This is a genomic window from Filifactor villosus (assembly GCF_042652965.1).
GTDB lineage: Bacteria > Bacillota > Clostridia > Peptostreptococcales > Filifactoraceae > Filifactor > Filifactor villosus.
This window is the reverse complement of the sequence record NZ_JBHSHL010000014.1, coordinates 1-24,126: the sequence shown is the minus strand read 5'-3', so window position 1 is coordinate 24,126 and position 24,126 is coordinate 1. Positions and strand designations below refer to the sequence as shown.

The following is a 24,126-nucleotide window of genomic DNA, read 5'->3' as shown; positions in this document are numbered from 1 at the left end:
AACTTCAGATTTATTTTGCTAATTGCTAACACTATTGCCTGTTTAAATTGCCTGATTATCTGTATGAGTATTTTTCAACACAGGACTCGGGAATGATAGGTCTTATAATCTAAAGGTAATATTTTTAAATTTACACCAAATTTAGGAATTAACTCTCTCAGTATAAAATCACAAATATATTTTTATAACATCGACGAACTTACTATCCTATTACTATCAAGTATTATTTGTGTCAAAAATGTTGTCTTTTTGATTTGCGAAATCCTACAAGCCTTGATTTTCCTCATCCTTCTTGCCTATGGGCTTCATTGTCGGAAAGGGGATGACATCTCGAATCGATGCGGAATCAGTCAACAACATGATTACCCTGTCTATTCCTATTCCAAGGCCTCCCGTAGGCGGCAAGCCTACTTCAATGGCATTTAAAAAGTCTTCATCCATCTCATGTGCCTCATCGTCTCCAAGTTCTTTCTGCTTCATCTGAGCTTCAAATCGCTCCCTTTGATCGATCGGATCGTTGAGCTCTGAGAAGGCATTTGCGATCTCCCAAGTGTTTGCAAAGGCTTCGAATCTGTTTGTAAGTCTCGGATCCTTCGGATTTCTCTTGGATAAAGGGGAAATCTCCACCGGATGCCCTGTAACAAAGGTAGGTTCATGGAGGTGTTCTTCACAGAATTCCTCAAACATCAGGCTGATAATATGTCCTCTTGTCATTGTCGCAGGAGTCAGTTCAATCCCTTTCTCCTTTGCAATCGCAACAGCTTCTTCATCCGTGTCGATGTTATTGAAATCGATGCCGGAATACTCTTTGACTGCATCGATCATCGAGATCCTCTTCCATGGAGGCGTAAAATCAATGACTTTTCCTTGGTAGTTGACCACCATACTTCCGGTCGCAACCTGTGCCATATTCGCTACGATGTTTTCGGTAATTCGCATAATGTCCTGATAGTCCGCATAGGCCCAATAGAGTTCCATTGCCGTATATTCGGGATTGTGTTTGATGGACATCCCTTCGTTACGGAACATCCTTCCCATCTCATAGACTTTTTCGAACCCCCCTACGATCAGCCTCTTTAAGTAGAGTTCATTTGCAATCCTCAGATACATATCGATATCCAGAGTATTATGATGCGTGACAAACGGACGAGCATTTGCTCCTCCCGCAATTGTCCCCAAGATAGGTGTATCCATCTCGATAAACCCTTGTTCGTCAAGGTAGGCCCTCATAGCCTTGATCGCCTTATTTCGAATTAAAAACGCCTGCTTTACCTCCGGATTTACAATCAGATCTACATATCTCTGACGATATCTCAAATCGGGATCCTTTAGGCCTGCATGCTTGTCCGGGAGAGGATGAAGGGATTTTGATAAGAGTACCACTTCGCTCGCCTTAACCGAAATCTCTCCCTTCTTTGTCTTAAAGATATTTCCCGAAATACCGACGATATCTCCTATATCATAGGTAACAAAATCTTCATACGCCTCATCTCCGATCGCATCCTGTCGAACATAGACTTGGATTCTGCCTTCACTATCCTGTACCGTGATAAACGAAGCTTTTCCGTGTCCCCGGATCAACATGATCCGTCCTGCGATCTTCGTATCCGTTCCTTCAAGCTCCTCGAATTTGTCGATGATGTCCGTACTGTGATGAGTGAAATCAAACTTTTCGTGAAGGAACGGGTTCTTGCCTTTTTCCTGCAATGCTTTCAGCTTCTCAAGTCTGATCCTTGTAAATTCATTTCGGGTCAACGGATGTTGTTCCATGACAATTCCTCCTCTAATCTCTTCTCACTTCAAGTATCTTAATGGAAGCTGTCCCGTTAGGCACTTCCACATCAAAAACTTCTCCGACCTTTCTTCCCATCAAAGCCCTCCCTATCGGTGCTTCATTTGAGATCTTCGAATGAGACGGATCCGCTTCCGCCGAACCCACCACCGTATATTCTTCAATATCTCCGTCATAATCGATCTTGACCCATGATCCGATGTTCACGACATCGTGGTCCAACTTGCTCTCATCGACGATAACAGCGGTCCTCAAAATATTCTCAAGCTTGGAGATCCTCTCTTCCAACTGTGCCTGCTCATTCTTCGCCTCGTCATATTCCGCATTCTCGGAAATATCACCGAAAGACAGCGCTACCTTGATACGCTCCGCCACTTCCAATCTCTTTGTCGCCTTTAGAAACTCAAGCTCCTCTTCGATCTTCTCATAGCCCGATTGCGTGATCAACGCCTCTTCGTTATTGATAATCTCTTGCCCCATTCTTCCTCTTCCTCCCAGTTATACTTTTTTGTTGTATTTACTTATTGTAACGTGTAAGCACAAAGTTTTCAATTGATTTAGATGAATAAATTTATTTTAAAGCATTTGCTTTCTTGAATCGGTTCTCAAATAATCAAAGTACTCCTCCAAGACTTGAAGTACAGAGGTCTTATCCGTCATCTGATTTACTTGATTTCTCACCTTGGCAGCCATGGGAAGAGATTTGATGTACCAGCAGATATGCTTCCTCATCTCCTTTACAGCCTTGTCTTCTCCTTTGTAAGAGATCTCCATCTCATAGTGTTCTCTTATCGTCTTCTCGATTAACTCATAGGATCTGTCCGACTTCGCCTTCCCTTTAGCTTGTACTTCCTCGAAGATAAACGGATTCCCTTGGGCGCCCCTTCCGATCATTACGGCATCCACTCCGGAGAAATCCATCCTCTCGGTATAAGACTGATAACTTACAATATCACCGTTTCCTATTACCGGTATCGACAAGATCTCCTTGATCTTTTTAATAATCTCCCAATCCGCTTGTCCGGAATAATACTCTTCACGCGTTCGTCCGTGGATGGTCACGGCATCGGCTCCTGCACTCTGTGCCATCTTTGCAAATTCCAAGGCGTTAATAGACCGCTCATCCCAACCCTTTCGAAACTTTACCGTAATCGGCAAGGCAGCAGCCTTCTTTGCTGCGGTTATAATCTCTTCTGCCAAGGCCGGATCCTTCATCAAGGCCGAACCCTCAAAGTTTTTCACGATTTTCGGTGCCGGACACCCCATATTGATGTCAATCAATACAAACCGATCCAAATCTTCCAGAATCCGGATCGCCTTCGCTATAAATTCCTTCTCATTTCCAAAGATCTGAACAGCCACATCCTCTTCTTCCGGGTGAGTCTGTAACATCTTCCAAGTGGTTTCATCCCCGTAGCATAGTGCCTTGGCATTGATCATCTCCGTATATACCAATGAAGCACCATGCCTCTTGCACATTACACGGAACGGAAGATCCGTGATTCCGGCCATAGGAGCCAAAAAAACATTTCCCTTGCTTGTATAATTCCCTATCTTCAAAAAACTTCCTCTTTCAATTTCTACTTTCTTCCAAATATCTACTACAAAAACCTGATCTTCTCATCTATCTGCCGATATTCTTTAAATAAATCAGTCTCAGGCCCTCCAAGGTCAAATTTTTGTCGACATGATCGACCAAATCCATCTCTGAACATATCAAAGAGGCCAAACCTCCTGTAGCCACTACCGTAGCGTGTTCGCCCACTTCCCTCTTCATCATCTTGACGATATGTTCCACCAAACCCACATAACCGAAAAAGATCCCCGACTGCATCGACGAGACCGTTGTCTTGCCGATCACCGTCTTGGGTTCGATAATCTCAACCTTGGGCAACTTTGACGCTCTTGCAAACAAAGCTTCACTTGAAATCTTAACTCCGGGCGCAATCGCCCCGCCCAGATACTCCTTATTTTCATTAATAGCACAAAAAGTGGTCGCTGTCCCGAAATCTATGATGACCAGAGGAGCCGAATACTTATGAAGGGCCGCTACCGCATTGACAATCCTGTCCGCCCCGACCTCCTGAGGATTTTCGTACTTAATGTTGACTCCCGTCTTAACTCCCGGTCCCACAATGATAGGCGTACACTTACAATAACGAACCGAAAAACTCTCCAAAGCATGCATCACATCCGGAACAACCGATGAAATAATGACATTTTTTACTTCCGAAAGAGAATATCCGTTCATATCGATCAAATCTTTGATCAGTGCCCCGTATTCATCCGATGTTCGAAGCTTATCTGTACCTACCCGAAAACTAAGGACAAGTTCATCTTTTTCATAACCTCCGAACACCGTATTCGTATTTCCGACATCCACTACTAAAAGCATATTTTCCTCCCATACATCCCTTGTGTGATCCTATATCAATTTTGTCCTATATTAAGGATGGACACCTCTCCCGATCCCAAGCGGATGACCTCTCTGTCTAAGGTCAGCACTCTCAAACTTCCGTCATCCTCCACATCTTCTACCATACCTTCTTTGCGTTCATGGTTATACTCAAAACCGATCTTCTTCCCGATAAGATAGGACTCCGTTCTCAAAATACACAAGGCCTCGTCCCTCTCCCCCCGAAGAAGTTTTTCGTAAAAGTATTCCAGATACTCTATTACTTTTTGAAGAAGAGGGATCGCTTCGACCTCGTAACCTTCTTCTTCCAAAGAAACAGCGATCTTTGAAAGTTCCTCCGAGAAACGGTTCTTCAAATTCAAGCCTATCCCTATAATGAGTCGATGGTTCAACTCCATATCGCTAACCATCTCCGTCAAAATACCGCAAAGTTTGCGACCCTTTAAGATGATATCGTTGGGCCATTTGATCTTTGTCTCCACTCCAAACTCCTTCAACGCCTTATGGACGGCAACGGCAACGATCGAGGTCACAAAGGAGACCTCCGACATATCCATCCCGTTTTGGATCAACAGCGAAAAATAAAGACCTCCCGGAGCACTTTCAAACTCTTTGGTACGTCTTCCTCTTCCCTTGATCTGCTTCTTTGCCACCACTAAAGTCTTATCCGGAAGCTCATTTGTCCTGCTCTTAAGGTAATTATTGGTAGAATCTATCTCCTCAAAAAAACAACTCTCTCTTACGAAAGAATTATCCCGGAAATAATAATAAAGGCTGTCTTCGTTCAAAGATTTCGCCACCCGATTCAACCGATACCCCTTATTTGTCGCAGATTCGATATCAAATCCGTGTTTTCTCAGTTCTTTGATGTACTTCCAAACATTCGCACGGGTCATGGAGAGGACCTCTGCGATATCCTCTCCCGAGATATAATCCCCCTGCTTTGATGCTAAATGATCAATGATCTTTCTCTTCATAATCCACATCCCCGACCTTCTATATAAAGTCCTGCACTTCCTCTTTTTGTATCGGTTCCTGATATTGCCTCAACTCTTGTTTCAACACTTCGATCTCATCCTGCAAATGTCTCATCTCCAGTTTTAGGTCCGAGTTCTCCTTCTCCGCATTTGCCAACTGAACATTCATTGTATTCGTCTCCTGTTTTGCCTGCTTGATATCTCTGCTCTGACGGAAATTCTTCAAGACCGAGATCGCCAAACCTATCAAAACTCCCACGATCGTCGATATAATGATGATCAATGCCTGAGATACATGAAAAGCAAGGGTAAAGAAACGGATCGATATCGCTGCCGAGTTTTGGACTGCAAATACTGCAACCATAATAATGGCAACCATCAAAAGGATCAACTTTACATTTTTCATCTTTGCTTCCTCCTATAATTTTTAAATCATGCTATATCAATAAGAGGACAAGAACTTCTATATCGAATATTCTGTGCCCCGCCTTAAAAACATCTGTTTTTTAAATCCGTACAGTATTCTTTACTTTGTATCCAAACCCACATATTTTCGAAAACAGATATGATGTTTCTCCATTTCTTGTCTTGTCTTGGAAGAAGCGGAGTCATAGGTCGTTGCATACAAAGGAACCATTCCTATGCTCATCGCATAAGAGACCATATGATGTTCCGCACCCTTATCTCCCTTAAAGTAGATATACCTGCATCCCTCCCTTTTTTTCTCCGTCAAAAACTCCTTCATCTCTCGCAAATAACTGACATCAAACTCTCCCAGCGGATTGATGTTCATCCACGACTTCGCTATTTGGACCGGAATTTCCAGAATATGATAGATATTGTAACGAAATTTCAATTCCTCAAGTTGATGTTCTTCCAATTCTTCATCCGAAATAATAAGAATGGATTCCTGCATACTCATTTCCCCACTTTTCTGTTATTTTTATCTCTCTGTCATATAGACGGCAGCGAAAGAAAATGGAACTTTTGCCTGAAATAACCGCCCTCCGTTCTAGTTATTATATCATAGAGGAAAGTATTATTGATTATTTTTTTATATTTCTTAACAAAAATTATAGATTACTTCCAAATGTGTGATATAATCTATCTGTAAATTATGTTGTGTTCATACTATGATCCGATCAAAATGCCATCCGTGTAAACGGCATTACTGTCCGAACCGCTTGACCGGTCTTAGAGCACAGTTGTCCATTTAAAAAGAAAATAGTATAAATTCTTATTTACAATTACTTAATAGTCGAGGAGTGTATTCATGGCGATTCAAATTAATGTAGGTGATATTATTGAAGGAAAAGTTGTTCAAATAAAACCCTTCGGAGCTTTTATTCAGCTTGATGAAAGGATCAGAGGCTTGGTCCATATCTCACAAGTTTCCAATTCTTATGTTAAAGAGATTACCGATGTTATCAATGTAGGAGATAAGGTATCTGTCAAGGTCTTGACCGTTGAAGACAACGGAAATAAGATCTCACTGTCGATCAAGCAAGCTCAACCTCAAGAAAAGCGGGGAGCTGAAAATCAAAAAAAATTTGAACAGGAACCTTCTTTTTCACAAGACAATGAAAAAACGAACAGTCACTTGGAAAACCTGCTCAAAGAGTTCACTCGTCAATCAAACGAACGACATGCCGATATCAACAAAAGATTAAAGCGATAGACCTCTCATCGTCCTGTTACGATCTTCAAAGATATTTGCACCGTTACTTTTATCGTTTAAAAAAAACTTATATTGAGAGTTCTCCCGAGAGGATTTTGCGGATTTTTTCCACCCTCTTAGGGATATTCGTGATCGTGGGGCGGAAGATATTGGTACTTTCCGTCCCTGTCCATAACACGGGGATGTCTTCGTACTCTGTGGTGATCTCACCGCTTTCACTTCTCGTTACCTTCAGTCTTACCATAACGGACTCCGGTTGCTTTGCCGCCGAATAGTCGATAAACAAAAAGTTGCCGAGGCTGTAGTAGATCTTCTTTCCCTTGTAGATCTCTGTCTTTTGAAGCATATGCGGATGATGTCCGTAGATCATATCCGCTCCTTCGTCGATCATCATATGTGCCAATTCTATCTGCTTGGATGTCAGCTGCGTCGTGTTTTGACCTCCTCCGTGCAGGGAAGAAATAATAAAATCCGCCCCCGCCTCTCTTAGTTCCTTAATATTGTTTGCAACACTTTCTCTCGAAGGGTAGGAGGAATTGAATCCCATATGCCCCATCAATCCGATCACAAATCCGTCCTTTTCAAAAATTTCCACTTTATCGACTTTAACACTGCCCATCTCAGGATTGGAGCTGTTGAAATAGTTTGTTCCGAAATATTTGATCCCTTTTTCTTCCAACAAGCCCAATGTATCGTCAAACCCCCTTTGCAGATAATCTCCCATATGGTTGTTGACCACATTTACATAGTCTATCGAGTTGACCGTAAGCACATTGATATAGTCCTTGGAATAGGCCTTATAGGTGTATTTCTTTCCCGGCTGATAGGCAGTCGCATCGGTGAATACATTCTCCAGGTTTGCTATTCTGAGGTCCGCCTGACTAAGGTAGGGCTCCATCTTTTCCAGAAAGTACCTACTCCCTTTTTCTCGAAATATGCGATCAAACTTCTTTTGTTTGCCGAAGTTGCTCCCAAAACAGATATCTCCCATCATGACAATATCTATGGTAACCGGTTTTTTGACCTCTTCTTTCAGTTGTTCTTCCTCAATCTCTTCCGGAGGAAGATTTTCGTTTGCCCAATCCTCCGCCTTCTTATCTTCCTCAATTCCTTTTTCACTCATTCCTCGGCTCTGATTCTTGGGATCACCAACATCTTGTTCATAAGGAAGTTCTTGTGCAGAAACATTTTTCGACTTTGCCGCATCCGATACAAGGCTTCTTCTTTCCGTGGTACAACCGGAAACAAAGATTAGTAAAGCTGCCAACAAAAAAACAGCGACTCTCTTCTTCAAATCCTTCTCCTCCTTTTGTTTCTATACGATGTTTTCGAAAAAAGACACCGTATTTCCCAAATACAGTGTCTTTTTCATAGTTTCTTATTCATGAATAAAAAATATTTTGAACATCGGATTGGGTCGGCATCGCCGGTGGGATGTGATTCGCTTTGGCGATGCGATTCCGATATACATGGGAAAAGAACGTCTTACACCAATTCAATAATTGCCATCGGTGAGTTGTCGCCCTTTCTTGGAACGGTCTTCATAATTCTTACATAACCGCCCTGTCTGTCTTGATACTTCGGTGCAACTTCATCAAACAATTTCTTAACTGTCCCTTCATCCAACATATAAGAAAGAGCTTGTCTTCTTGCATGCAGATCGCCTCTTTTTCCAAGGGTGATCATTTTTTCCGCCATTCTCTTGGTTTCTTTTGCACGAGTTTCGGTCGTTTGAATTCTTTCATGTTTGATCAGGTCTGTTACTTGATTTCTAAGCATCAAGTTTCTATGTGCAGTTTTTCTTCCAAGTTTTCTATATACTGCCATGAGGTTCGCCTCCTTTTCGTCTATTCTTCTTCTGTTCTTAAACTGAATCCTAAATCGGAGAGTTTGCCGATGACTTCTTCTAACGATTTCTTGCCGAGGTTTCTCACCTTCATCATCTCATCTTCCGTCTTCTTGGTCAACTCTTCCACCGTATTGATGTTTGCTCTCTTCAAGCAGTTGTAGGATCTTACAGAGAGGTCCAGCTCTTCGATCGTCATCTCCAAGGCTTTTTCCTTCTTGCCTTCTTCCTTCTCCACCATCAATTCGATTTGATTTAACTTATCACTCAAGTTCAAGAACAAGTTTAAATGTTCATTCAGGATCTTCGCTCCCAGAGAGACTCCTTCCTGTACTTCTATACTTCCATCTGTCCAGATCTCCAAGATCAATTTCTCATAATCGGAACGATTTCCCACTCTTGTAGGCTCTACTTCATAATTGACTTTTTTTACCGGTGTATAGATGGAATCCATCGGTATAACACCGATCGGCATAGACTCGTCCTTGTTGTCTTCAGAGGATACATAACCTCTTCCCTTTCCTATATGAATTTCCATATAGAACTTGGTGTCTTCCGAACAGGTCGCTATCAACAGGTCTTTATTGAGGATCTCTACATCCGGAGGACACTTGATATCTCCGGCACTTACGACCCCTTCCCCTTCCTGAGATACTACCAGCACTCGCTGTTCATCATCTTGAGAGTCTATTCTCATCGCAAGTTCTTTGAGCCTTAACATGATTTCAGTTACATCTTCTTTAACTCCCGGAATCGTCGAAAATTCATGCAGAACTCCATCGATACGGATCGATTTTACAGCTACGCCGGGCAACGATGACAAGAGGATCCTTCTGAGCGCATTTCCTATTGTAATTGCAAAGCCTCTCTCAAGAGGTTCCACGACAAATTTTCCATAACTATCATTGTATTCCAAGGCATTTACACTTGGCTTTTCGATTGATATCATGTTTTCAGAAACCCTCCTTGATTATCTTCATTTATCCTTCTACCAAGGCTAAGAAATAACATTTGTTATCCTTATGTTTCCTCAATTACACTCTTCTTCTCTTGGGTGGTCTGCAACCGTTGTGCGGAATCGGTGTAACGTCTTTGATCATGGTGACCTCAAGTCCTGAAGCCTGTAGTGCACGAATCGCCGCCTCACGACCCGAACCCGGTCCTTTTACAAATACTTCTACTGATTTCAGTCCATGCTCCATCGCTGCCTTGCTTGCAGTCTCAGCTGCCATCTGCGCTGCAAACGGTGTAGATTTTCTGGAACCTTTAAAACCAAGTTGTCCTGCACTTGCCCACGAAATTACGTTTCCATGAACATCAGTCAATGTTACAATCGAGTTATTGAATGAAGATTGAATATGGGCATGCCCTTTTTCAATGTTTTTTCTTTCTCGTCTACGGATTCGCGTATTTTTCTTCTTTGCTGCTTTTGCCATGTTTCACCCTCCTTACGTTTATTTTTTCTTTCTTCCTACTGTACGTTTCGCACCTTTACGAGTTCTTGCATTCGTCTTTGTCTTCTGTCCTCTCACCGGTAATCCTTTTGCATGACGGATTCCTCTGTAGCAGCGGATATCTCTGAGACGTTTGATATTCAAAGAAATTTCTCTTCTCAAATCTCCCTCTACCGGATACTCATCGATTGCTTTACGCAGAACATTTACCTCTTCTTCCGTCAGATCTTTGATCCTCGTATCAGGGTTGATTCCGGTATCTTTCAGGATCTTGTTTGCGGTCGGTCTTCCAATCCCGAAGATGTAGGTCAATCCGATCTCAACTCTTTTTTCTCTTGGTAAGTCTATACCTGCAATACGTGCCATTCAGCTTGCACCTCCTATTAATTGCTTTGTCTTATTTAACCTTGTTTTTGCTTATGTTTCGGATTTTCACAAATCACCATTACTTTTCCCTTACGTTTGATGATTTTGCATTTTTCACACATAGGCTTTACGGATGGTCTTATCTTCATCTTGTTCCCTCCTGCTTCTTACTTCTTTCTCCAAGTGATTCTTCCTTTTGTTAAATCATAAGGGGAAAGCTCTACGGTTACTTTATCTCCCGGAAGTATTCGGATAAAATTCATTCGAAGTTTTCCGGATATATGCGCCATGATCTCATGATCGTTATCTAATTTTACCTTAAACATCGTATTGGGTAGGGCATCGATTACGGTGCCTTCCAATTCAATGACATCTTTTTTGGACATCTGCACGGTCCCCCCTCTTCAGTATCCTATTTGCTTGAGTTGTTTTCTGATATAGGCATTTTTCTCGCCGTTATCTTTCAGGTTATCTATCGGTTTCAAATCAATAAAATGATTCGTTTTTTGTAGGTGATGAACATTTTTCAGTTTCGGTTTTTCAACTTTTCTATTTTTTCCATCTACGACGAATACTCTGGTTTGATCGATCTGCTCATAGACGACCATAGGTATGCTTTTATCATGCCCGGCACGACTTATCACCACTGTGCCTTTTTCGAATACGTTCTCCATCTTCTCTCCTTTACAATAAGGTCAGGAGTTCAGGGCCGTGTTCAGTAATGGCAATCGTATGCTCGTAATGTGCCGATTTTTTACTATCCTGCGTCCTTACCGTCCAACCGTCATCTTCTATTCTGACGTGATAAGTTCCTTGGTTTATCATAGGCTCTACCGCAATAACAAGCCCTTCCGCCAACCTCGGTCCCCTGTTTGGCGGTCCATAATTAGGTACTGATGGGTCTTCATGCAATTTGGTTCCTACTCCGTGTCCGACAAACTCTCGAACAACGGAATATCCCGCCTCTTCCGCTACCTTTTGAACATGATGTGAAATATCGGAGAGCCTGTTTCCTATGACGGCATGTCTGATTCCCTCATAGAAACTTTCCCGCGTTACGGCGATCAACCTCGAATCTTCATCGCTGATCGTCCCGACACCGTGGGTCTTTGCACTGTCCCCGTGATAGCCCTTGTAATAGGCACCGATATCCACACTGATAATATCTCCCTCCAAAAGAATATCTTCTTCGGAGGGAATCCCGTGAACGATGATATCATTCTTCGAGGTACAGATGCTTTTAGGAAAACCGTTGTAGTTCAAAAACGAAGGGATGGCATCATACTTTGTTATGTTCCTGTATGCAATCTCATCCAGTTCCAAAGTGCTGATTCCGGGCCTGATTGCCTCTTTGATCAAGGCATGTGTCTCGGCTACAATCTTACCGGCATCTCTAAGCAACTGTATTTCTCTTTTCGATTTCAGACTTATCATCTATTGTTCACTTCCTAAGGCACTTTTTATTTCTTCAAAGACGGCTTCGATCTTTTGCTGTCCATTGATATTGGCAATGTTTCCTTGCTTTGTATAATACTCGATCAAAGGTTTTGTTTGATTTGTATATACTGAAATTCTGTTTCTTACAGTCTCTTCTTTATCATCATCTCTCTGGTGCAATTCCTGTCCGCAATGATCACAGATCCCTTCGGTTTTAGGCGGATTGAAGCTCACATGGTAGGTAGTCCCGTCGACCTTACACACTCTTCTGCCTACCGCTCTTTCAATCAAAACCTCCGGCTCCACCTCAATATTGATGACCTTGTCGATCTTCATATCGTTCTTCAAAAGGACCTTGTCAAGTTCTTCCGCTTGGAATATCGTTCTGGGGAAGCCGTCGAGAAGAAAGCCTTGTTTGACATCTTCCTGAGACAAGCGATCCGCCACCAATTCGACGACGAGTTCGTCGGGAACCAGCTGTCCCTTGTCCATATACTCCTTCGCCTTTTGACCTAAAGCCGTGTTCTCTTTAATGTTTTTACGAAAAATATCTCCGGTTGAGATGTGAACGGTCTTGTAATCTTTTACAATCGATTCCGCCTGTGTCCCTTTTCCTGCACCCGGAGGTCCAAGCAATATAACGTTCATTTTTTTCATCTCCTACTTTTCTTAACATACTTTATTTCAAGAATCCTTGGTACTGTCTCATTACCGACTGCGCCTTGATCTGTCTCATCGTTTCGATCGCTACCCCGACAACGATCAACAAACTCGTTCCTCCAAATTGGAAGGGAATGTTCGTCGTTCTGTAAAAGAAATTCGGCAGTGCGGCGATTAACGCCAAGAACAGTGCACCGACAAAGGTAAGTCTGTTTAGAGATTTTGAAATATACTCTTCTGTCGGTTTTCCGGGTCTGATCCCCGGAATAAATCCATTTCCGTTCTTTAAATTGTCTGCAACCTCATCGGGATGGAAGGAGATGGAAATATAGAAATAAGAGAATGCATAAACCAATACAAACTGAATGATACTATAGATATAGATCCCGGGATTTCCTCCAACGGAAAAGTACTTGTCGATAAACATCTTATATCCTTGACTTCTGAAGAAGAACCTCATCATTTCCGGCATCATCATGATCGACGAAGCGAAGATGACAGGGATAACTCCCGCCTGATTTACTTTTAGCGGAATATGAGAACTCTGTCCTCCATAAGTGTTCTTTCCGACAACACGTTTTGCATACTGTACAGGGATCTTTCGAACCCCTTCAAGAACCATAACGACACCTACGATGATCGCAACGGAAATGATCAGGAATACAATAATCTGCAAAGGATTGATTTCTCCTACGGAAGCCATTCTCATCGTAGATCTGAGAGAATGTGGATATCTTGAAATAATCCCTGCATAGATCAACATCGAGACCCCGTTTCCGATCCCCTTCTCCGTCATAATCTCGCCGAGCCACATCAGGAAGGTCGTTCCTGCTGTCAGCGTCAAAACGATGGATATGACAGTGAGAAAATTATCAGAGATCAAAGCCTCCCTAAACATTCCATATACCAATCCGAACGATTGGAGGATCGCTAAGGCTACCGACAGGTATCTGGTATATACCTGAATTTTTTTTCTTCCGTCTTCCCCTGATTTTTGCATATCTTCAAGGGTCGGAATTGCAACTGCAAGCAATTGCATAATGATCGAAGCGGTAATATAAGGTGTTACTCCGAGTGCAAACAGAGTAAACTGACTGAGCGCTCCCCCAGCCATCATATCATAGAGCGAAAGCACGTTGTTTTGTGCAAGACTGTCCTTGATTAGTTGTGTGTTCATGCCGGCTGCGGGAATGTTGGCTCCTATTCTGAATACTAATATCATCAATGCGGTGAACACGATTCTTTTTCTAAGAGCCGGTATTTTCATTGCCTTTTTCAGTGCTTCAAACAACTAAATCACCTCTGCCTTTCCTCCTGCCGCTTCTATCTTCTCAATTGCTGACTTTGTAAACTTGCTTGCTTTAATGGTGAGTTTTTTGTTGAACTCGCCATTTCCAAGGATCTTCAATCCGTCTTTCTCTATCTTGCTGATGATCTTTTTATCTTTTAATAGTTGTGCATCTACTACCGTTCCGTCCTCGAGACTGTTCAATCGTTCAATATTGATCACACTATATTTCTTTTCGAATTGAGTGTTATCGAAACCGATCTTCGGAAGTCTTCTCATAAGAGGCATCTGACCTCCCTCAAATCCCGGTCTTACACCTCCGCCTGAACGGGAACCTTGTCCTTTTTGTCCTCTTCCGGATGTTTTTCCCTGTCCTGTAGCAGTACCTCTACCAAGTCTTTTTCTAGCTTTGGTTCCTCCACCTGCCGCAGGTCTTAGATTGTGTAGTTTCATTCGTGCACCTCCTTTTTTCTTATTCTTCTACTTCTACTAGATGACTTACTGTCTTGATCATTCCTCTAACTTGAGGATTATCAGGCTTTTCCACAGTCTGATGTCTTTTTTTGAGTCCCAAAGCAACCAGGGTTTTCCTTTGATTAGGTTTGGTGCCTATCGGACTTTTTTTCAATGTTACTTTTAGCATCTTCAGTCCCTCCTAACCCAAAAGGTCTTCTACTTTCTTTCCTCTCAAGGCTGCAACTTCCTCAACCGTTCTCAAAGCTTTCAGTCCTTCCATGGTAGCATTTACCATGTTTCTCTCATTGTTTGTTCCAATGGACTTCGCACGGACATCTCTGATCCCTGCAAGTTCCAGAACGGCACGCACCGGACCTCCAGCAAGAACTCCGGTACCTTCCGGCGCCGGCATAAGAAGTACATTTCCCGCTCCGAATCTTCCCTGTACGATATGAGGGATCGTCGTTCCGACCATCGGTATCTCGATCATATTCTTCTTTGCATCCTCTTCGGCCTTACGGATCGCTTCCGGAACCTCCGTCGCTTTTCCCGTTCCGATCGCTACGTGTCCGTTGTTATCTCCAACTACTACAAGAGCCGCAAAACGGAAGTTACGTCCTCCTTTTACTACCTTTGTTACACGTCTGATATTTACTACTTTTGTTTCTATATCAAGCTGTCTTGCATCGATTCGTTTTCTTTGCATTATTGAGCTCCCCTCCTTTTTCCTAGAATTGCAAACCTGCTTCTCTTGCGCCTTCCGCTACTTCTTTTACTCTTCCGTGATAGATGTAGCCGCCGCGGTCAAATACAACCTCTTTGATCCCTTTCTCGAGGGCTCTTTTTGCAGCAAGTTCTCCGACTTTTTTCGCAGCTTCCTTATTTCCTGTATGCTCAACGCCCGCTTTGATGTCTTTATCCAAGGTAGAGGCGGATACAAGAGTTCTTCTGTTTACATCGTCTATAATTTGTACATAGATGTTGTTTGTGCTTCTATATACGTTGAATCTCGGTCTTTCAGGAGTTCCGGACAGGTTTTTGCGAACTCTTTTATGTCTTGCAATTCGTCCTACGTTTTTGTCAACTTTATGGAACACTTGATTCACTCCTTTCTAAGCTATGATGCTTTATTTCTTACCTGTTTTTCCTTCTTTACGGCGTACATTCTCACCGGAGTAACGGATTCCCTTGCCCTTGTATGGCTCAGGCTCTCTCCATGCTCTAATCTTTGCCGCGTAGTTTCCTACCAATTGCTTATTGATACCTTTTACGATAATCTCAAGCTGTGTAGGCACTTCCGTTTCAATTCCTTCGGGATCTTCCATTTCTACCGGATGAGAGTAGCCCAGGTTCAAAACAAGTTTCTTTCCTTGCTTCGCCGCTCTGTAACCAACCCCTACGATCTCCATTTTCTTTTGGTAACCTTCGGTTACTCCGACGATCATATTGTTGATCAAAGTTCTACTCAAGCCGTGCAGAGATCTATGTTTTTTGTTATCTGTAGGTCTGGATACCGTGAGTTCTCCATCGTTGATCTCGATCTTCATACTCGGATCGATCGCTTGAGAAAGAGTTCCCTTTGGTCCTTTTACCGTAACATTGTTCTTTTCGTCTATTTTAATTTCAACACCGGCCGGAACGTTTACCGGTTTAAGTCCGATTCTTGACATTTAGGCACCTCCTTACGTATTTATTTTACCAAACGTAGCAGATTACTTCTCCGCCTACGCCCATTTCTCTTGCCTGTCTGTCCGTTAAGATTCCTTTTGATGTGGATACGATCGAAATTCCAAGTCCGTTCAACACTTTCGGAACCGTGTGCTTGTCTGCATATACTCGAAGTCCCGGCTTGGAGATCCTCTTAAGTCCCAAGATCACCTTTTGGCCTTCTTTTCCATACTTCAAGGTTACTCTGATAAGACCCTGCTTTCCGTCTTCGATTACATCATATCCCTTGATATATCCTTCTTCCAAAAGGATTCTTGCTATCTCTCTCTTTATATTCGATGCAGGAATGTCTACCGTTTCATGTTTTGCCGTGATTCCGTTTCTGATACGTGTAAGCATATCTGCAATTGGATCTGTCATTGTCATGTTTGTTTGCCTCCTTTCATTATCTTAAGGATTACCAGCTCGCTTTTCTAACTCCCGGTATCTGTCCTTTGTATGCTAATTCCCTAAAGCATATACGGCAAATTCCGAATTTGCGCAACACGCTATGGGGTCTTCCACAAATACTACATCTCGTATATTCTCTTGTAGAATACTTCTGTGGACGTTGTTGTTTCACTTTCATAGATGTTTTTGCCATAGTTTCCTCCTATCACTATTTCATGAAAGGCATTCCGTACAGTCTTAGTAACTCTCTTGCTTCTTCATCCGTTTTTGCTGTTGTTACAAAGACAATATCCATACCTCTCACTGCATCTACTTTATCATAATCAATCTCGGGGAAAATAAGTTGCTCTTTGATTCCCAGTGCATAGTTTCCTCTTCCGTCAAATGAGTTTTTGGATACTCCTCTGAAGTCACGTACACGAGGTAGGGTGATATTTACCAACTTGTCAACAAAATACAACATCTTGTCTCCTCGAAGTGTGACTTTTGCTCCGATCGGCATACCTTCTCTGATCTTGAAGTTAGCAACAGATTTTTTTGCTCTCGTTGCAACCGGCTTTTGTCCTGTAATCAGCTCGATCTCCGCCATAGCGCTCTCCAACACCTTCGCGTTGTCTTTCGCTTCTCCGACACCCATGTTTACAACAACTTTTTCTATTCTGGGGATCTGCATCGGATTTGTATATCCGAACTTCTCCATCATCGCTTTGCAAATTTCATTTTTGTAGATTTCTTTTAATCTTGAAGCCATTGCCTGTTAGCCTCCTTTCTTATCGTTCTATATTTCTTCTCCGCTTTTTTTAGAGATTCTCACCTTTGTTCCGTCTTCAAGGATCTTATATCCTACACGAACACCCTTTCCGGACTTTGCATCATAGAACATAACGTTCGAATGATGGATGGGAGCTTCTTGTTCGATGATTCCGCCTTGCGGGTTCTTTTGGCTCGGTTTTGTATGTCTGAGCACCTTATTGACTCCGTCAACCAATACTCTTCCGTCTTTGACCTCAATGACCTTACCTTTTTTTCCTTTATCTTTTCCGCTGATTACTACTACAGTATCTCCGCTTTTGATCTTCATTTTATTCTGCACCTCCTTGTAGGCTTCGTTTACTACTACTTATTCTTACAGCACTTCCGGTGCCAAGGAGAGAATCTTTGTATATTGTTTATCTCTCAATTCCCTTGCAACAGGTCCGAAAATACGGGTTCCTGCCGGCGACTTATCATCTTTTATAATAACTGCGGCATTTTCATCAAACTTCAGATAAGAACCGTCCTTTCTTCTGATTCCCTGCTTCGAACGAACGATAACCGCTTTTACGACCTTTCCCTTCTTAACAACTCCGCCCGGTGTTGAAGATTTTACGGAAGCGACGATCACATCTCCTATGTTTCCCGACTTCCTTGTCGAACCTCCAAGTACACGAATGCAAAGCAATTCTTTTGCACCTGAGTTGTCTGCTACTTTTAGACGAGTTTCTTGTTGTATCATCCTCTTTGTCCTCCTTCCTGGTGAACTGCTCTTTTTCTACTCTGCAGCCTTTTCGATAATATTGACAACTCTCCATCTCTTATCCTTCGAAAGCGGACGAGTCTCCATAATTTTTACACGATCTCCGATCTTACATTCGTTGTTTTCGTCATGAGCCTTGAATTTAACCGTTCTCTTTACTGCTTTTCCATAAAGAGGATGACGTACAAACTCGACGATAGATACAACTACTGTCTTATCCATTTTATCGGATGTTACATATCCGATTCTTGTTTTTCTTAAGCTACGTTCCATGTTTTATCCTCCTTTCATCCAACGATGTTAAGCGCGTTCCTTTTCTGTTAGAATGGTCTTAATCCGTGCAATATCTCTTTTCACGTGTCTTAGTCGAACAGGATTCTCCAGTTGTCCGGTCGCCAATTGGAATCTAAGGTTGAATAATTCTTCTTTTAATTCTAATATTTTGGATGCCAATTCTTCTTTCGTCATTTCTCTTAGAGCATCAGCTTTCATTCTATTCACCAACCTTCGTTTCAATCTCTTGCTTGTTCAAATCTTCCTTTTTCATAAACTTACACTTGATCGGAAGTTTATGCATCGCCAATCTCATAGCTTCTCTTGCCTTCTCCTCGGATACTCCGTCCAATTCAAAGATGATCCTGCCGGGTTTTACTACAGCTACCCAGTATTCAGGCGAACCTTTTCCGGCACCCATACGAGTTTCAGCAGGTTTTTGTGTTACGGGCTTGTGCGGGAATATCTTTATCCACACCTTACCACCTCTACGAATAGATCTATTTAGCGCGATACGTGCCGCCTCGATTTGGTTGGATGTGATCCAAGATGGCTCCATTGCCACCAAAGCGTATTCACCGTATGCGATTTGGTTTCCTTTTGTTGCCTTTCCTGCCATCGAGCCTCTGTGTACTCTACGACGTTTTACTCTTTTCGGCATTAACATAGGTTTTTCCTCCTTCCCGTTCGGTTTTAATTAATTTCTCTCTTCGCGGTTCGGACGAGGTTTTCTCTCTTGATTTCTTCTCTCACCTTGTCCTCTTCGCTCTCCTCTTCCTTCGCCTCTTCCCTCACCTCTGCGGTTGAAGTTGTCGTCTCTTCTTCTCGGCTTTCTTCTCTGATCTTTTTGAGGCTCTTCAAGCTCTCTTTTCGGACCGTTTCTTGTAGGAAGGATCTCTCCGTTACAGATCCATACCTTTACACCCAGTTTTCCGTAAGTGGTGTCCGCTTCTGCAAATCCGTAACCGATGTCTGCACGCAGTGTATGAAGAGGTACAACACCTTCCGCATAACCTTCGGTTCTTGCCATCTCCGCACCACCGAGACGTCCGGAAGTGGAAACCTTAATTCCTTTTGCTCCCGCTCTCATCGCTCTTTGCATAGCCTGCTTCATCGCACGTCTGAACGCAATACGTCTCTCAAGCGCCATAGCGATGTTCTCCGCTACCAACTGTGCATCGGTCTCCGGTCTGGGAACCTCGCGAATATTGATGAACACCTGCTTTTCTTTTGCGATTTTTTCGACATCCGCCTTCAGTTCTTCAATGCCTTGACCGCCCTTTCCGATCACTCTTCCCGGCTGTGCAGTAAAGATATTGATACGAACGATTTTTCCCGATCTTTCTATCTCAATCTTGGAAACTCCTGCAAGATAGAGTTTCTTCTTGATAAATTCTCTGATCACGGAATCTTCCTTAATGTTTGCCGCGAAATCTTTTTTGTTTGCAAACCATCTGGAATCCCAGTCCTTATTGATTCCGACACGAAGTCCGTGAGGACTTACTTTTTGACCCATTCTGCTTTCCCTCCTATCTTTCTTTCACGATTACTTCAATATGACTTGTTCGTTTGCGAATCGCTGTCGCTCTACCTTGCGCTCTCGGACGAAATCTCTTCAATGTAGGTCCTTGGTTTGCTACGATATGAGAGATGTACAACTTGTCTCTATCCATCTCGAAGTTGTTCTCTGCATTCGCTGCAGCCGATTTTACTACCTTAGCAATAATCTGAGCACTGCTGTTCGGTGTATATCTCAAGATTGCCAATGCTTCATCTACGTTTTTACCCCTTACTAAAGAACAAACAAAACCTGCTTTTCTTGGAGATGTTCTAACGTATTTAGCAATCGCTTTTGCTTCTAATACTTTTGCTTCCATTTATTCTCCTCCTTCCTGTAAAAGGTTCTTATTTCTTAGATGATCTGTCGTCGTTCTTGTGCCCCTTGAAAGTTCTTGTCGGCACAAATTCTCCCAACTTATGTCCAACCATATCTTCTGTCAAATATACCGGAACGTGTTTTCTTCCGTCGTGTACCGCTATCGTATGACCGACGAACTCAGGAAATATCGTAGAGCTTCTGGACCATGTTTTGATCACTTGTTTCTCATTCTTTTCGTTCATCGCGACAATCTTCTTATAAAGCCCTTCGTGTACAAAAGGTCCTTTCTTTGATGATCTACTCATTTATCATCTCCTCCTTTCAAGGTTTTTATTTCTTACGTCTGGAAACGATCATGCTGTCAGACGCTTTGTTTTTCTTTCTCGTCTTGTAACCAAGTGCCGGCTTACCCCAAGGCGTAACCGGTCCGGAACGTCCGATCGGAGCTCTTCCCTCTCCTCCACCATGAGGGTGGTCGTTCGGGTTCATTACGGAACCTCTTACCGTAGGTCTGATACCCATATGACGTTTTCTTCCCGCTTTACCGATGGTTACGATCTCATGTTCAAGGTTTCCTACCTGTCCGATGGTAGCCTTGCAGTTCGCATTTACTTTTCTCATCTCTCCGGAGGGCAAACGAAGAAGTACATTCTTTCCTTCTTTCGCCATCAACTGCGCGGAAGCTCCTGCAGCTCTTACGATCTGTCCGCCTTTTCCGGCCTTGAGTTCCACGTTGTGAACGATAGTACCTACCGGCATATCCTTCATTTTCAGGCAGTTACCGATCTTGATATCGGAACCTTCGCCTGCAAATATCATATCGCCCACCTTCAACCCTTTGGGAGCCAAGATATATCTTTTTTCTCCGTCCGCATAATGCAACAATGCGATGTTCGCACTTCTGTTCGGATCGTATTCAATTCCTGCCACCTTTGCCGGAATCTGCTCCTTATCTCTCTTGAAGTCGATGACTCTATACTTTCTTTTCGCTCCGCCACCTCTGTGACGAACAGTGATCTTTCCTTGTGAGTTTCTTCCCGCATTTTTCTTCAAGGATACAAGTAGAGATTTCTCTGGCTCATGTTTTGTAATCTCATCCGACTTGAGGACTGTCAGCTCTCTTAAAGCCGGAGATGTCGCTTTATAACTCTTAATAGCCACTAATGTTCCCTCCTTATTCTATACTCCGAAGAATTCGATATCTTTGCTCGTATCTTTCAATTGAATGATGGCTTTTTTGAAGGAAGCCGTTCTTCCGACGTTTCTACCCATTCTCTTTACTTTTCCTCGGTAATTCATTGTATATACTTTTTTAACCTGTACTCCGAACACTTCTTCGGCAGCTTGTTTTATTTGGATCTTGTTGGCAGACTTTGCCACTACGAAAGTGTACTTTTTGTCTTCTGCCAATTCCATGGATTTCTCCGTGATGATGGGTCGGATTATAATATCATGTGCCAGCATTATGCGTACACCTCCTCAGCTTTTTCTACAGCGCCTTTGGTCATAACGAGGGTGTTGTGATTCAAAATATCATACACGTTCATCGTTCCGACAAAAGCTACCTGTACGTTTTTAATGTTTCTTCCGCTTCTTACGACATCAGCCTCGTGATCTCTTGTAACTACCAAAGCTTTCTTATCCGTCTTAAGCGCGGAAAGCATCTTTGCAAACTCTTTGGTCTTCCACTCGTTGAGTTTGATATCGTCAACAACGATCAGACTTCCTTCGTTCACCTTATCGGTCAACACACTCTTGAGCGCAAGTCTCTTGACCTTCTTGGGAATTGTATAGCTGTAGTCTCTCGGCTTCGGTGCAAATACAACTCCGCCGCCCTTCCATTGCGGTGCACGGATGGAACCTTGTCTTGCACGACCCGTTCCTTTTTGTCTCCAGGGTTTCGCTCCCCCTCCGCGCACTTCCGCTCTGGTCTTTGCGGACTGAGTACCTACTCTTTTGTTTGCCAAGTGATTTTTTACCACCTGATACACCGCATGCTCATTGATCGCAGCTGCAAACAAATTCTCGGACAACTCCATTTGTCCTACTTTTTCTCCGTTTATGTTAAGCACATCAACTGTTGGCATTTTCTTTCCTCCTTTCCCTTATTGTCCTATTGTCCTTTTACTGCTGTCCTGATAACAACAAGTCCTTTTTTCGGTCCGGGAACCGCTCCCTTGATCAAGAGCAAGTTCTTTTCCGCATCCACTCTTGCAACCTCAAGGTTTTGGATGGTTACACGAACGTTACCCATATGCCCGGGAAGTTTTTTACCTTTGCGAACCTTCGAAGGATCGGATGCTCCACCCATGGAACCGGGTCCTCTGTGATAGTGCGAACCGTGAGTTTCAGGTCCTCTGCTCTGCCCGTGTCTCTTGATGGTACCTTGGAATCCCTTTCCTTTGGAGATTCCTGTCACATCGATCTTCTCTCCCACCTCAAAGATATCCGCTTTGATCTCTTGAGCCAAGGAATAGTTCTCAATTCCGTCTTCCGCTTTCAATTCCCTTACATACTTCTTCAAAGCTACTCCCGACTTTGCGAAATGTCCTCTCATAGGCTTGTTTACGCGTTTTTCTTTTACTTCACCGAAGCCTACCTGAACCGCTTCATATCCGTCGGTCTCCTTTGTCTTGATCTGCGTTACCACTACCGGCCCCGCTTCTACAACAGTAACCGGGATCATAACTCCTTTTTCATCGAAGATTTGTGTCATCCCGATTTTTCTTCCTACGATACTTTTCATCGTAACTTCCTCCTATTCTTACAGCGGATTGCATTGCAATCATTCTAAGATAAGGTATATGTGATGATACCTTAACTTCATTAACACTTACAGTTTGATCTCGATGTCAACTCCTGCCGGAACATCCAGTCTTGTCAAAGAGTCGACAAATTTCGGACTCGGATTGCTGATATCGATCAATCTCTTGTGAGTTCTGATCTCAAACTGCTCTCTGGAATCCTTGTACTTATGGACCGCTCTCAAGATCGTGATGATCTGCTTTTCTGTCGGCAACGGAATCGGTCCGGACACGTTAGCACCCGCAGCTTTTGCAGCCTCGACGATTTTTTCCGCTGTCTGCTCCAACATAGCATGGTCATAAGACTTCAGACGAATTCTGATTTTTTGGTTGTTAGACATTTTTTACCCTCCTATCGTACGTTTTTCGCACGACCGACCTTCGCAAACTACCCCGGGTGTTTCGTGCTTCTTTCTCAAAAAAAGAAACATGGTCAAGTCGCCACATTCAATGATGTTGCTGCTCCGTAAAAATTCCCCGTTTCCTTGAAACGGCAACCTTTTACCTCATCGCAATGTATCTTCTGCACAAAGATACTCATATAGTTTATAAGAAAGCGGGCAAAAAAGCAAGAGTTTTTTTCTAAATTTACAACTTTTTTGTCGATGTACTCTTGCTTACAGATCCCTATGTAATACTATTCTCCAATAGAAGTGTGGCTATATCTACTTTGTGACTACGAACATCCGCCTTCTGTTGAATACAGGTTTCTAATATCGATAACTCAAATGAATAATAGTATAAAATAAGTGAATACCGAAACTTCTTCCAAGAAAGCGGCACACTAAGACACAAAATGATGGACCCCTTCGTTTCAAAAAATAAAAAACCTCTAAAACCAACACGTTCGATAATATGTCCGTCCACAAAAAACTGAATTTCGCCTTTTTTCGAATGATCCGCCACCTCTCCAAAACAACAAAAACTCAAAGACCGAAGATCGGCCGCCATTGACAGCCGATCCTCCCTTATCGGTATTACTTCTCCTCCAGATGCTTCCAGTGCGTATAATCGTTGTTCATAAGCACCTCTCCCTTGCCGTCCTTGGAGATCTGAACGTGGGTCAAGCTCGTCTGCTTGGCTATATTCTCCGACTCGGGAGTTTGACAGTTTAAAAGGGAAAAAATCACTATAAGCATTCTAAATGCTTTATTTTTTTGTCAAAT

General features: G+C 42.8%; 41 protein-coding genes. 1 reads left to right on the top strand and 40 read right to left on the bottom strand.

The window, feature by feature from the left end; all coding sequences use genetic code 11:
- Positions 1-264 precede the first annotated feature (264 nt).
- The 7 genes from lysS to ACFO4R_RS03905 form a co-directional block, all read right to left on the bottom strand.
- Complete coding sequence (gene lysS / locus ACFO4R_RS03935; RefSeq protein ID WP_379787722.1) at positions 265-1,770, bottom strand: lysine--tRNA ligase; 1,506 nt, start codon at positions 1,768-1,770, stop codon at positions 265-267.
- 13 nt (positions 1,771-1,783) lie between these two features.
- Positions 1,784-2,272, bottom strand: a complete 489-nt coding sequence (gene greA / locus ACFO4R_RS03930) for a transcription elongation factor GreA (RefSeq protein WP_379787721.1) — start codon at positions 2,270-2,272, stop codon at positions 1,784-1,786.
- 96 nt (positions 2,273-2,368) lie between these two features.
- Entirely contained in the window at positions 2,369-3,352 is a 984-nt protein-coding gene (gene dusB, locus ACFO4R_RS03925; protein ID WP_379787720.1) for a tRNA dihydrouridine synthase DusB, read from the bottom strand.
- Between the two features lie 64 nt (positions 3,353-3,416).
- A complete protein-coding gene (locus ACFO4R_RS03920; RefSeq protein ID WP_379787719.1) occupies positions 3,417-4,187 on the bottom strand; it encodes a type III pantothenate kinase in 771 nt (256 codons plus the stop codon).
- Between the two features lie 35 nt (positions 4,188-4,222).
- On the bottom strand, positions 4,223-5,185 hold the full coding sequence (locus ACFO4R_RS03915; RefSeq protein WP_379787718.1) for a biotin--[acetyl-CoA-carboxylase] ligase: 963 nt from the start codon (positions 5,183-5,185) through the stop codon (positions 4,223-4,225).
- Positions 5,186-5,204: 19 nt separating this feature from the next.
- On the bottom strand, positions 5,205-5,591 hold the full coding sequence (locus tag ACFO4R_RS03910; RefSeq protein ID WP_379787717.1) for a LapA family protein: 387 nt from the start codon (positions 5,589-5,591) through the stop codon (positions 5,205-5,207).
- A 120-nt stretch (positions 5,592-5,711) separates the two neighbouring features.
- Positions 5,712-6,101 carry a hypothetical protein gene (locus tag ACFO4R_RS03905; protein ID WP_379787716.1) on the bottom strand — a complete coding sequence of 130 codons (390 nt, stop codon included), beginning with the start codon at positions 6,099-6,101 and terminating at the stop codon, positions 5,712-5,714.
- A gap of 357 nt (positions 6,102-6,458) precedes the next feature.
- Between ACFO4R_RS03905 and ACFO4R_RS03900 the strand changes: the two genes are divergently transcribed.
- The gene (locus tag ACFO4R_RS03900; protein ID WP_379787714.1) at positions 6,459-6,863 is read left to right on the top strand and encodes a S1 RNA-binding domain-containing protein; all 405 of its coding nucleotides are present in this window, start codon (positions 6,459-6,461) and stop codon (positions 6,861-6,863) included.
- Between the two features lie 67 nt (positions 6,864-6,930).
- Here the strand turns inward: ACFO4R_RS03900 and ACFO4R_RS03895 are convergent, their stop codons facing one another.
- From ACFO4R_RS03895 to ACFO4R_RS03735, 33 genes are all read right to left on the bottom strand, one after another.
- The gene (locus ACFO4R_RS03895) at positions 6,931-8,157 is read right to left on the bottom strand and encodes a CapA family protein (protein ID WP_379787712.1); all 1,227 of its coding nucleotides are present in this window, start codon (positions 8,155-8,157) and stop codon (positions 6,931-6,933) included.
- A 191-nt stretch (positions 8,158-8,348) separates the two neighbouring features.
- The gene (gene rplQ, locus ACFO4R_RS03890) at positions 8,349-8,690 is read right to left on the bottom strand and encodes a 50S ribosomal protein L17 (RefSeq protein ID WP_379787711.1); all 342 of its coding nucleotides are present in this window, start codon (positions 8,688-8,690) and stop codon (positions 8,349-8,351) included.
- Positions 8,691-8,710: 20 nt separating this feature from the next.
- The gene (locus tag ACFO4R_RS03885; protein ID WP_379787710.1) at positions 8,711-9,658 is read right to left on the bottom strand and encodes a DNA-directed RNA polymerase subunit alpha; all 948 of its coding nucleotides are present in this window, start codon (positions 9,656-9,658) and stop codon (positions 8,711-8,713) included.
- 85 nt (positions 9,659-9,743) lie between these two features.
- Positions 9,744-10,145 carry a 30S ribosomal protein S11 gene (rpsK, locus tag ACFO4R_RS03880; RefSeq protein WP_379787709.1) on the bottom strand — a complete coding sequence of 134 codons (402 nt, stop codon included), beginning with the start codon at positions 10,143-10,145 and terminating at the stop codon, positions 9,744-9,746.
- Between the two features lie 18 nt (positions 10,146-10,163).
- Positions 10,164-10,529, bottom strand: a complete 366-nt coding sequence (gene rpsM, locus ACFO4R_RS03875; protein WP_379787708.1) for a 30S ribosomal protein S13 — start codon at positions 10,527-10,529, stop codon at positions 10,164-10,166.
- Between the two features lie 35 nt (positions 10,530-10,564).
- Positions 10,565-10,678 carry a 50S ribosomal protein L36 gene (rpmJ, locus tag ACFO4R_RS03870; RefSeq protein ID WP_379787706.1) on the bottom strand — a complete coding sequence of 38 codons (114 nt, stop codon included), beginning with the start codon at positions 10,676-10,678 and terminating at the stop codon, positions 10,565-10,567.
- Positions 10,679-10,696: 18 nt separating this feature from the next.
- Positions 10,697-10,915, bottom strand: a complete 219-nt coding sequence (gene infA / locus ACFO4R_RS03865) for a translation initiation factor IF-1 (protein ID WP_379787705.1) — start codon at positions 10,913-10,915, stop codon at positions 10,697-10,699.
- 18 nt (positions 10,916-10,933) lie between these two features.
- Positions 10,934-11,203, bottom strand: coding sequence for a KOW domain-containing protein (locus ACFO4R_RS03860; RefSeq protein ID WP_379787704.1), 270 nt, complete (start codon positions 11,201-11,203; stop codon positions 10,934-10,936).
- 10 nt (positions 11,204-11,213) lie between these two features.
- Positions 11,214-11,963: a type I methionyl aminopeptidase gene (map, locus tag ACFO4R_RS03855; RefSeq protein ID WP_379787703.1), complete on the bottom strand. Its 750-nt coding sequence runs from the start codon at positions 11,961-11,963 to the stop codon at positions 11,214-11,216.
- Positions 11,964-12,614, bottom strand: coding sequence for an adenylate kinase (locus ACFO4R_RS03850; protein WP_379787702.1), 651 nt, complete (start codon positions 12,612-12,614; stop codon positions 11,964-11,966).
- A gap of 31 nt (positions 12,615-12,645) precedes the next feature.
- Positions 12,646-13,917: a preprotein translocase subunit SecY gene (gene secY / locus ACFO4R_RS03845; protein ID WP_379787701.1), complete on the bottom strand. Its 1,272-nt coding sequence runs from the start codon at positions 13,915-13,917 to the stop codon at positions 12,646-12,648.
- The gene (rplO, locus tag ACFO4R_RS03840) at positions 13,918-14,367 is read right to left on the bottom strand and encodes a 50S ribosomal protein L15 (protein ID WP_379787700.1); all 450 of its coding nucleotides are present in this window, start codon (positions 14,365-14,367) and stop codon (positions 13,918-13,920) included.
- 19 nt (positions 14,368-14,386) lie between these two features.
- Positions 14,387-14,557 (bottom strand): 50S ribosomal protein L30, encoded by a 171-nt coding sequence (gene rpmD, locus ACFO4R_RS03835; protein ID WP_379787699.1) that lies wholly within the window; start codon positions 14,555-14,557, stop codon positions 14,387-14,389.
- Between the two features lie 12 nt (positions 14,558-14,569).
- Positions 14,570-15,076, bottom strand: a complete 507-nt coding sequence (gene rpsE / locus ACFO4R_RS03830; protein WP_379787698.1) for a 30S ribosomal protein S5 — start codon at positions 15,074-15,076, stop codon at positions 14,570-14,572.
- A gap of 22 nt (positions 15,077-15,098) precedes the next feature.
- Complete coding sequence (rplR, locus tag ACFO4R_RS03825) at positions 15,099-15,467, bottom strand: 50S ribosomal protein L18 (protein ID WP_379787697.1); 369 nt, start codon at positions 15,465-15,467, stop codon at positions 15,099-15,101.
- A gap of 30 nt (positions 15,468-15,497) precedes the next feature.
- On the bottom strand, positions 15,498-16,040 hold the full coding sequence (gene rplF, locus ACFO4R_RS03820; protein ID WP_379787696.1) for a 50S ribosomal protein L6: 543 nt from the start codon (positions 16,038-16,040) through the stop codon (positions 15,498-15,500).
- Between the two features lie 25 nt (positions 16,041-16,065).
- Positions 16,066-16,464: a 30S ribosomal protein S8 gene (rpsH, locus tag ACFO4R_RS03815; RefSeq protein ID WP_379787695.1), complete on the bottom strand. Its 399-nt coding sequence runs from the start codon at positions 16,462-16,464 to the stop codon at positions 16,066-16,068.
- A gap of 31 nt (positions 16,465-16,495) precedes the next feature.
- On the bottom strand, positions 16,496-16,681 hold the full coding sequence (locus tag ACFO4R_RS03810; RefSeq protein ID WP_379787694.1) for a type Z 30S ribosomal protein S14: 186 nt from the start codon (positions 16,679-16,681) through the stop codon (positions 16,496-16,498).
- 15 nt (positions 16,682-16,696) lie between these two features.
- A complete protein-coding gene (gene rplE, locus ACFO4R_RS03805; protein ID WP_379787693.1) occupies positions 16,697-17,239 on the bottom strand; it encodes a 50S ribosomal protein L5 in 543 nt (180 codons plus the stop codon).
- A gap of 27 nt (positions 17,240-17,266) precedes the next feature.
- On the bottom strand, positions 17,267-17,569 hold the full coding sequence (rplX, locus tag ACFO4R_RS03800) for a 50S ribosomal protein L24 (protein ID WP_379787692.1): 303 nt from the start codon (positions 17,567-17,569) through the stop codon (positions 17,267-17,269).
- A gap of 45 nt (positions 17,570-17,614) precedes the next feature.
- Positions 17,615-17,983, bottom strand: coding sequence for a 50S ribosomal protein L14 (rplN, locus tag ACFO4R_RS03795; RefSeq protein WP_379787691.1), 369 nt, complete (start codon positions 17,981-17,983; stop codon positions 17,615-17,617).
- Positions 17,984-18,019: 36 nt separating this feature from the next.
- A complete protein-coding gene (rpsQ, locus tag ACFO4R_RS03790) occupies positions 18,020-18,277 on the bottom strand; it encodes a 30S ribosomal protein S17 (RefSeq protein ID WP_379787690.1) in 258 nt (85 codons plus the stop codon).
- 27 nt (positions 18,278-18,304) lie between these two features.
- A complete protein-coding gene (gene rpmC, locus ACFO4R_RS03785) occupies positions 18,305-18,496 on the bottom strand; it encodes a 50S ribosomal protein L29 (protein ID WP_379787689.1) in 192 nt (63 codons plus the stop codon).
- 1 nt (position 18,497) lies between these two features.
- A complete protein-coding gene (rplP, locus tag ACFO4R_RS03780; RefSeq protein ID WP_379787688.1) occupies positions 18,498-18,944 on the bottom strand; it encodes a 50S ribosomal protein L16 in 447 nt (148 codons plus the stop codon).
- Positions 18,945-18,974: 30 nt separating this feature from the next.
- A complete protein-coding gene (gene rpsC / locus ACFO4R_RS03775) occupies positions 18,975-19,793 on the bottom strand; it encodes a 30S ribosomal protein S3 (RefSeq protein ID WP_379787687.1) in 819 nt (272 codons plus the stop codon).
- 13 nt (positions 19,794-19,806) lie between these two features.
- Positions 19,807-20,154 (bottom strand): 50S ribosomal protein L22, encoded by a 348-nt coding sequence (rplV, locus tag ACFO4R_RS03770; protein ID WP_379787686.1) that lies wholly within the window; start codon positions 20,152-20,154, stop codon positions 19,807-19,809.
- A 28-nt stretch (positions 20,155-20,182) separates the two neighbouring features.
- Entirely contained in the window at positions 20,183-20,461 is a 279-nt protein-coding gene (gene rpsS, locus ACFO4R_RS03765) for a 30S ribosomal protein S19 (protein ID WP_379787685.1), read from the bottom strand.
- A gap of 25 nt (positions 20,462-20,486) precedes the next feature.
- A complete protein-coding gene (gene rplB, locus ACFO4R_RS03760; protein WP_379787684.1) occupies positions 20,487-21,317 on the bottom strand; it encodes a 50S ribosomal protein L2 in 831 nt (276 codons plus the stop codon).
- Positions 21,318-21,335: 18 nt separating this feature from the next.
- Entirely contained in the window at positions 21,336-21,620 is a 285-nt protein-coding gene (gene rplW, locus ACFO4R_RS03755) for a 50S ribosomal protein L23 (RefSeq protein ID WP_379787683.1), read from the bottom strand.
- Positions 21,620-22,243 (bottom strand): 50S ribosomal protein L4, encoded by a 624-nt coding sequence (rplD, locus tag ACFO4R_RS03750; protein ID WP_379787682.1) that lies wholly within the window; start codon positions 22,241-22,243, stop codon positions 21,620-21,622. Before rplD ends, rplW begins: the two co-directional genes overlap by 1 nt.
- A gap of 26 nt (positions 22,244-22,269) precedes the next feature.
- Entirely contained in the window at positions 22,270-22,902 is a 633-nt protein-coding gene (gene rplC, locus ACFO4R_RS03745) for a 50S ribosomal protein L3 (RefSeq protein ID WP_379787681.1), read from the bottom strand.
- Positions 22,903-22,989: 87 nt separating this feature from the next.
- A complete protein-coding gene (gene rpsJ, locus ACFO4R_RS03740; RefSeq protein WP_379787680.1) occupies positions 22,990-23,301 on the bottom strand; it encodes a 30S ribosomal protein S10 in 312 nt (103 codons plus the stop codon).
- Positions 23,302-23,937: 636 nt separating this feature from the next.
- Positions 23,938-24,099: a hypothetical protein gene (locus tag ACFO4R_RS03735; protein WP_379787679.1), complete on the bottom strand. Its 162-nt coding sequence runs from the start codon at positions 24,097-24,099 to the stop codon at positions 23,938-23,940.
- Between the last annotated feature and the right edge of the window lie 27 nt (positions 24,100-24,126).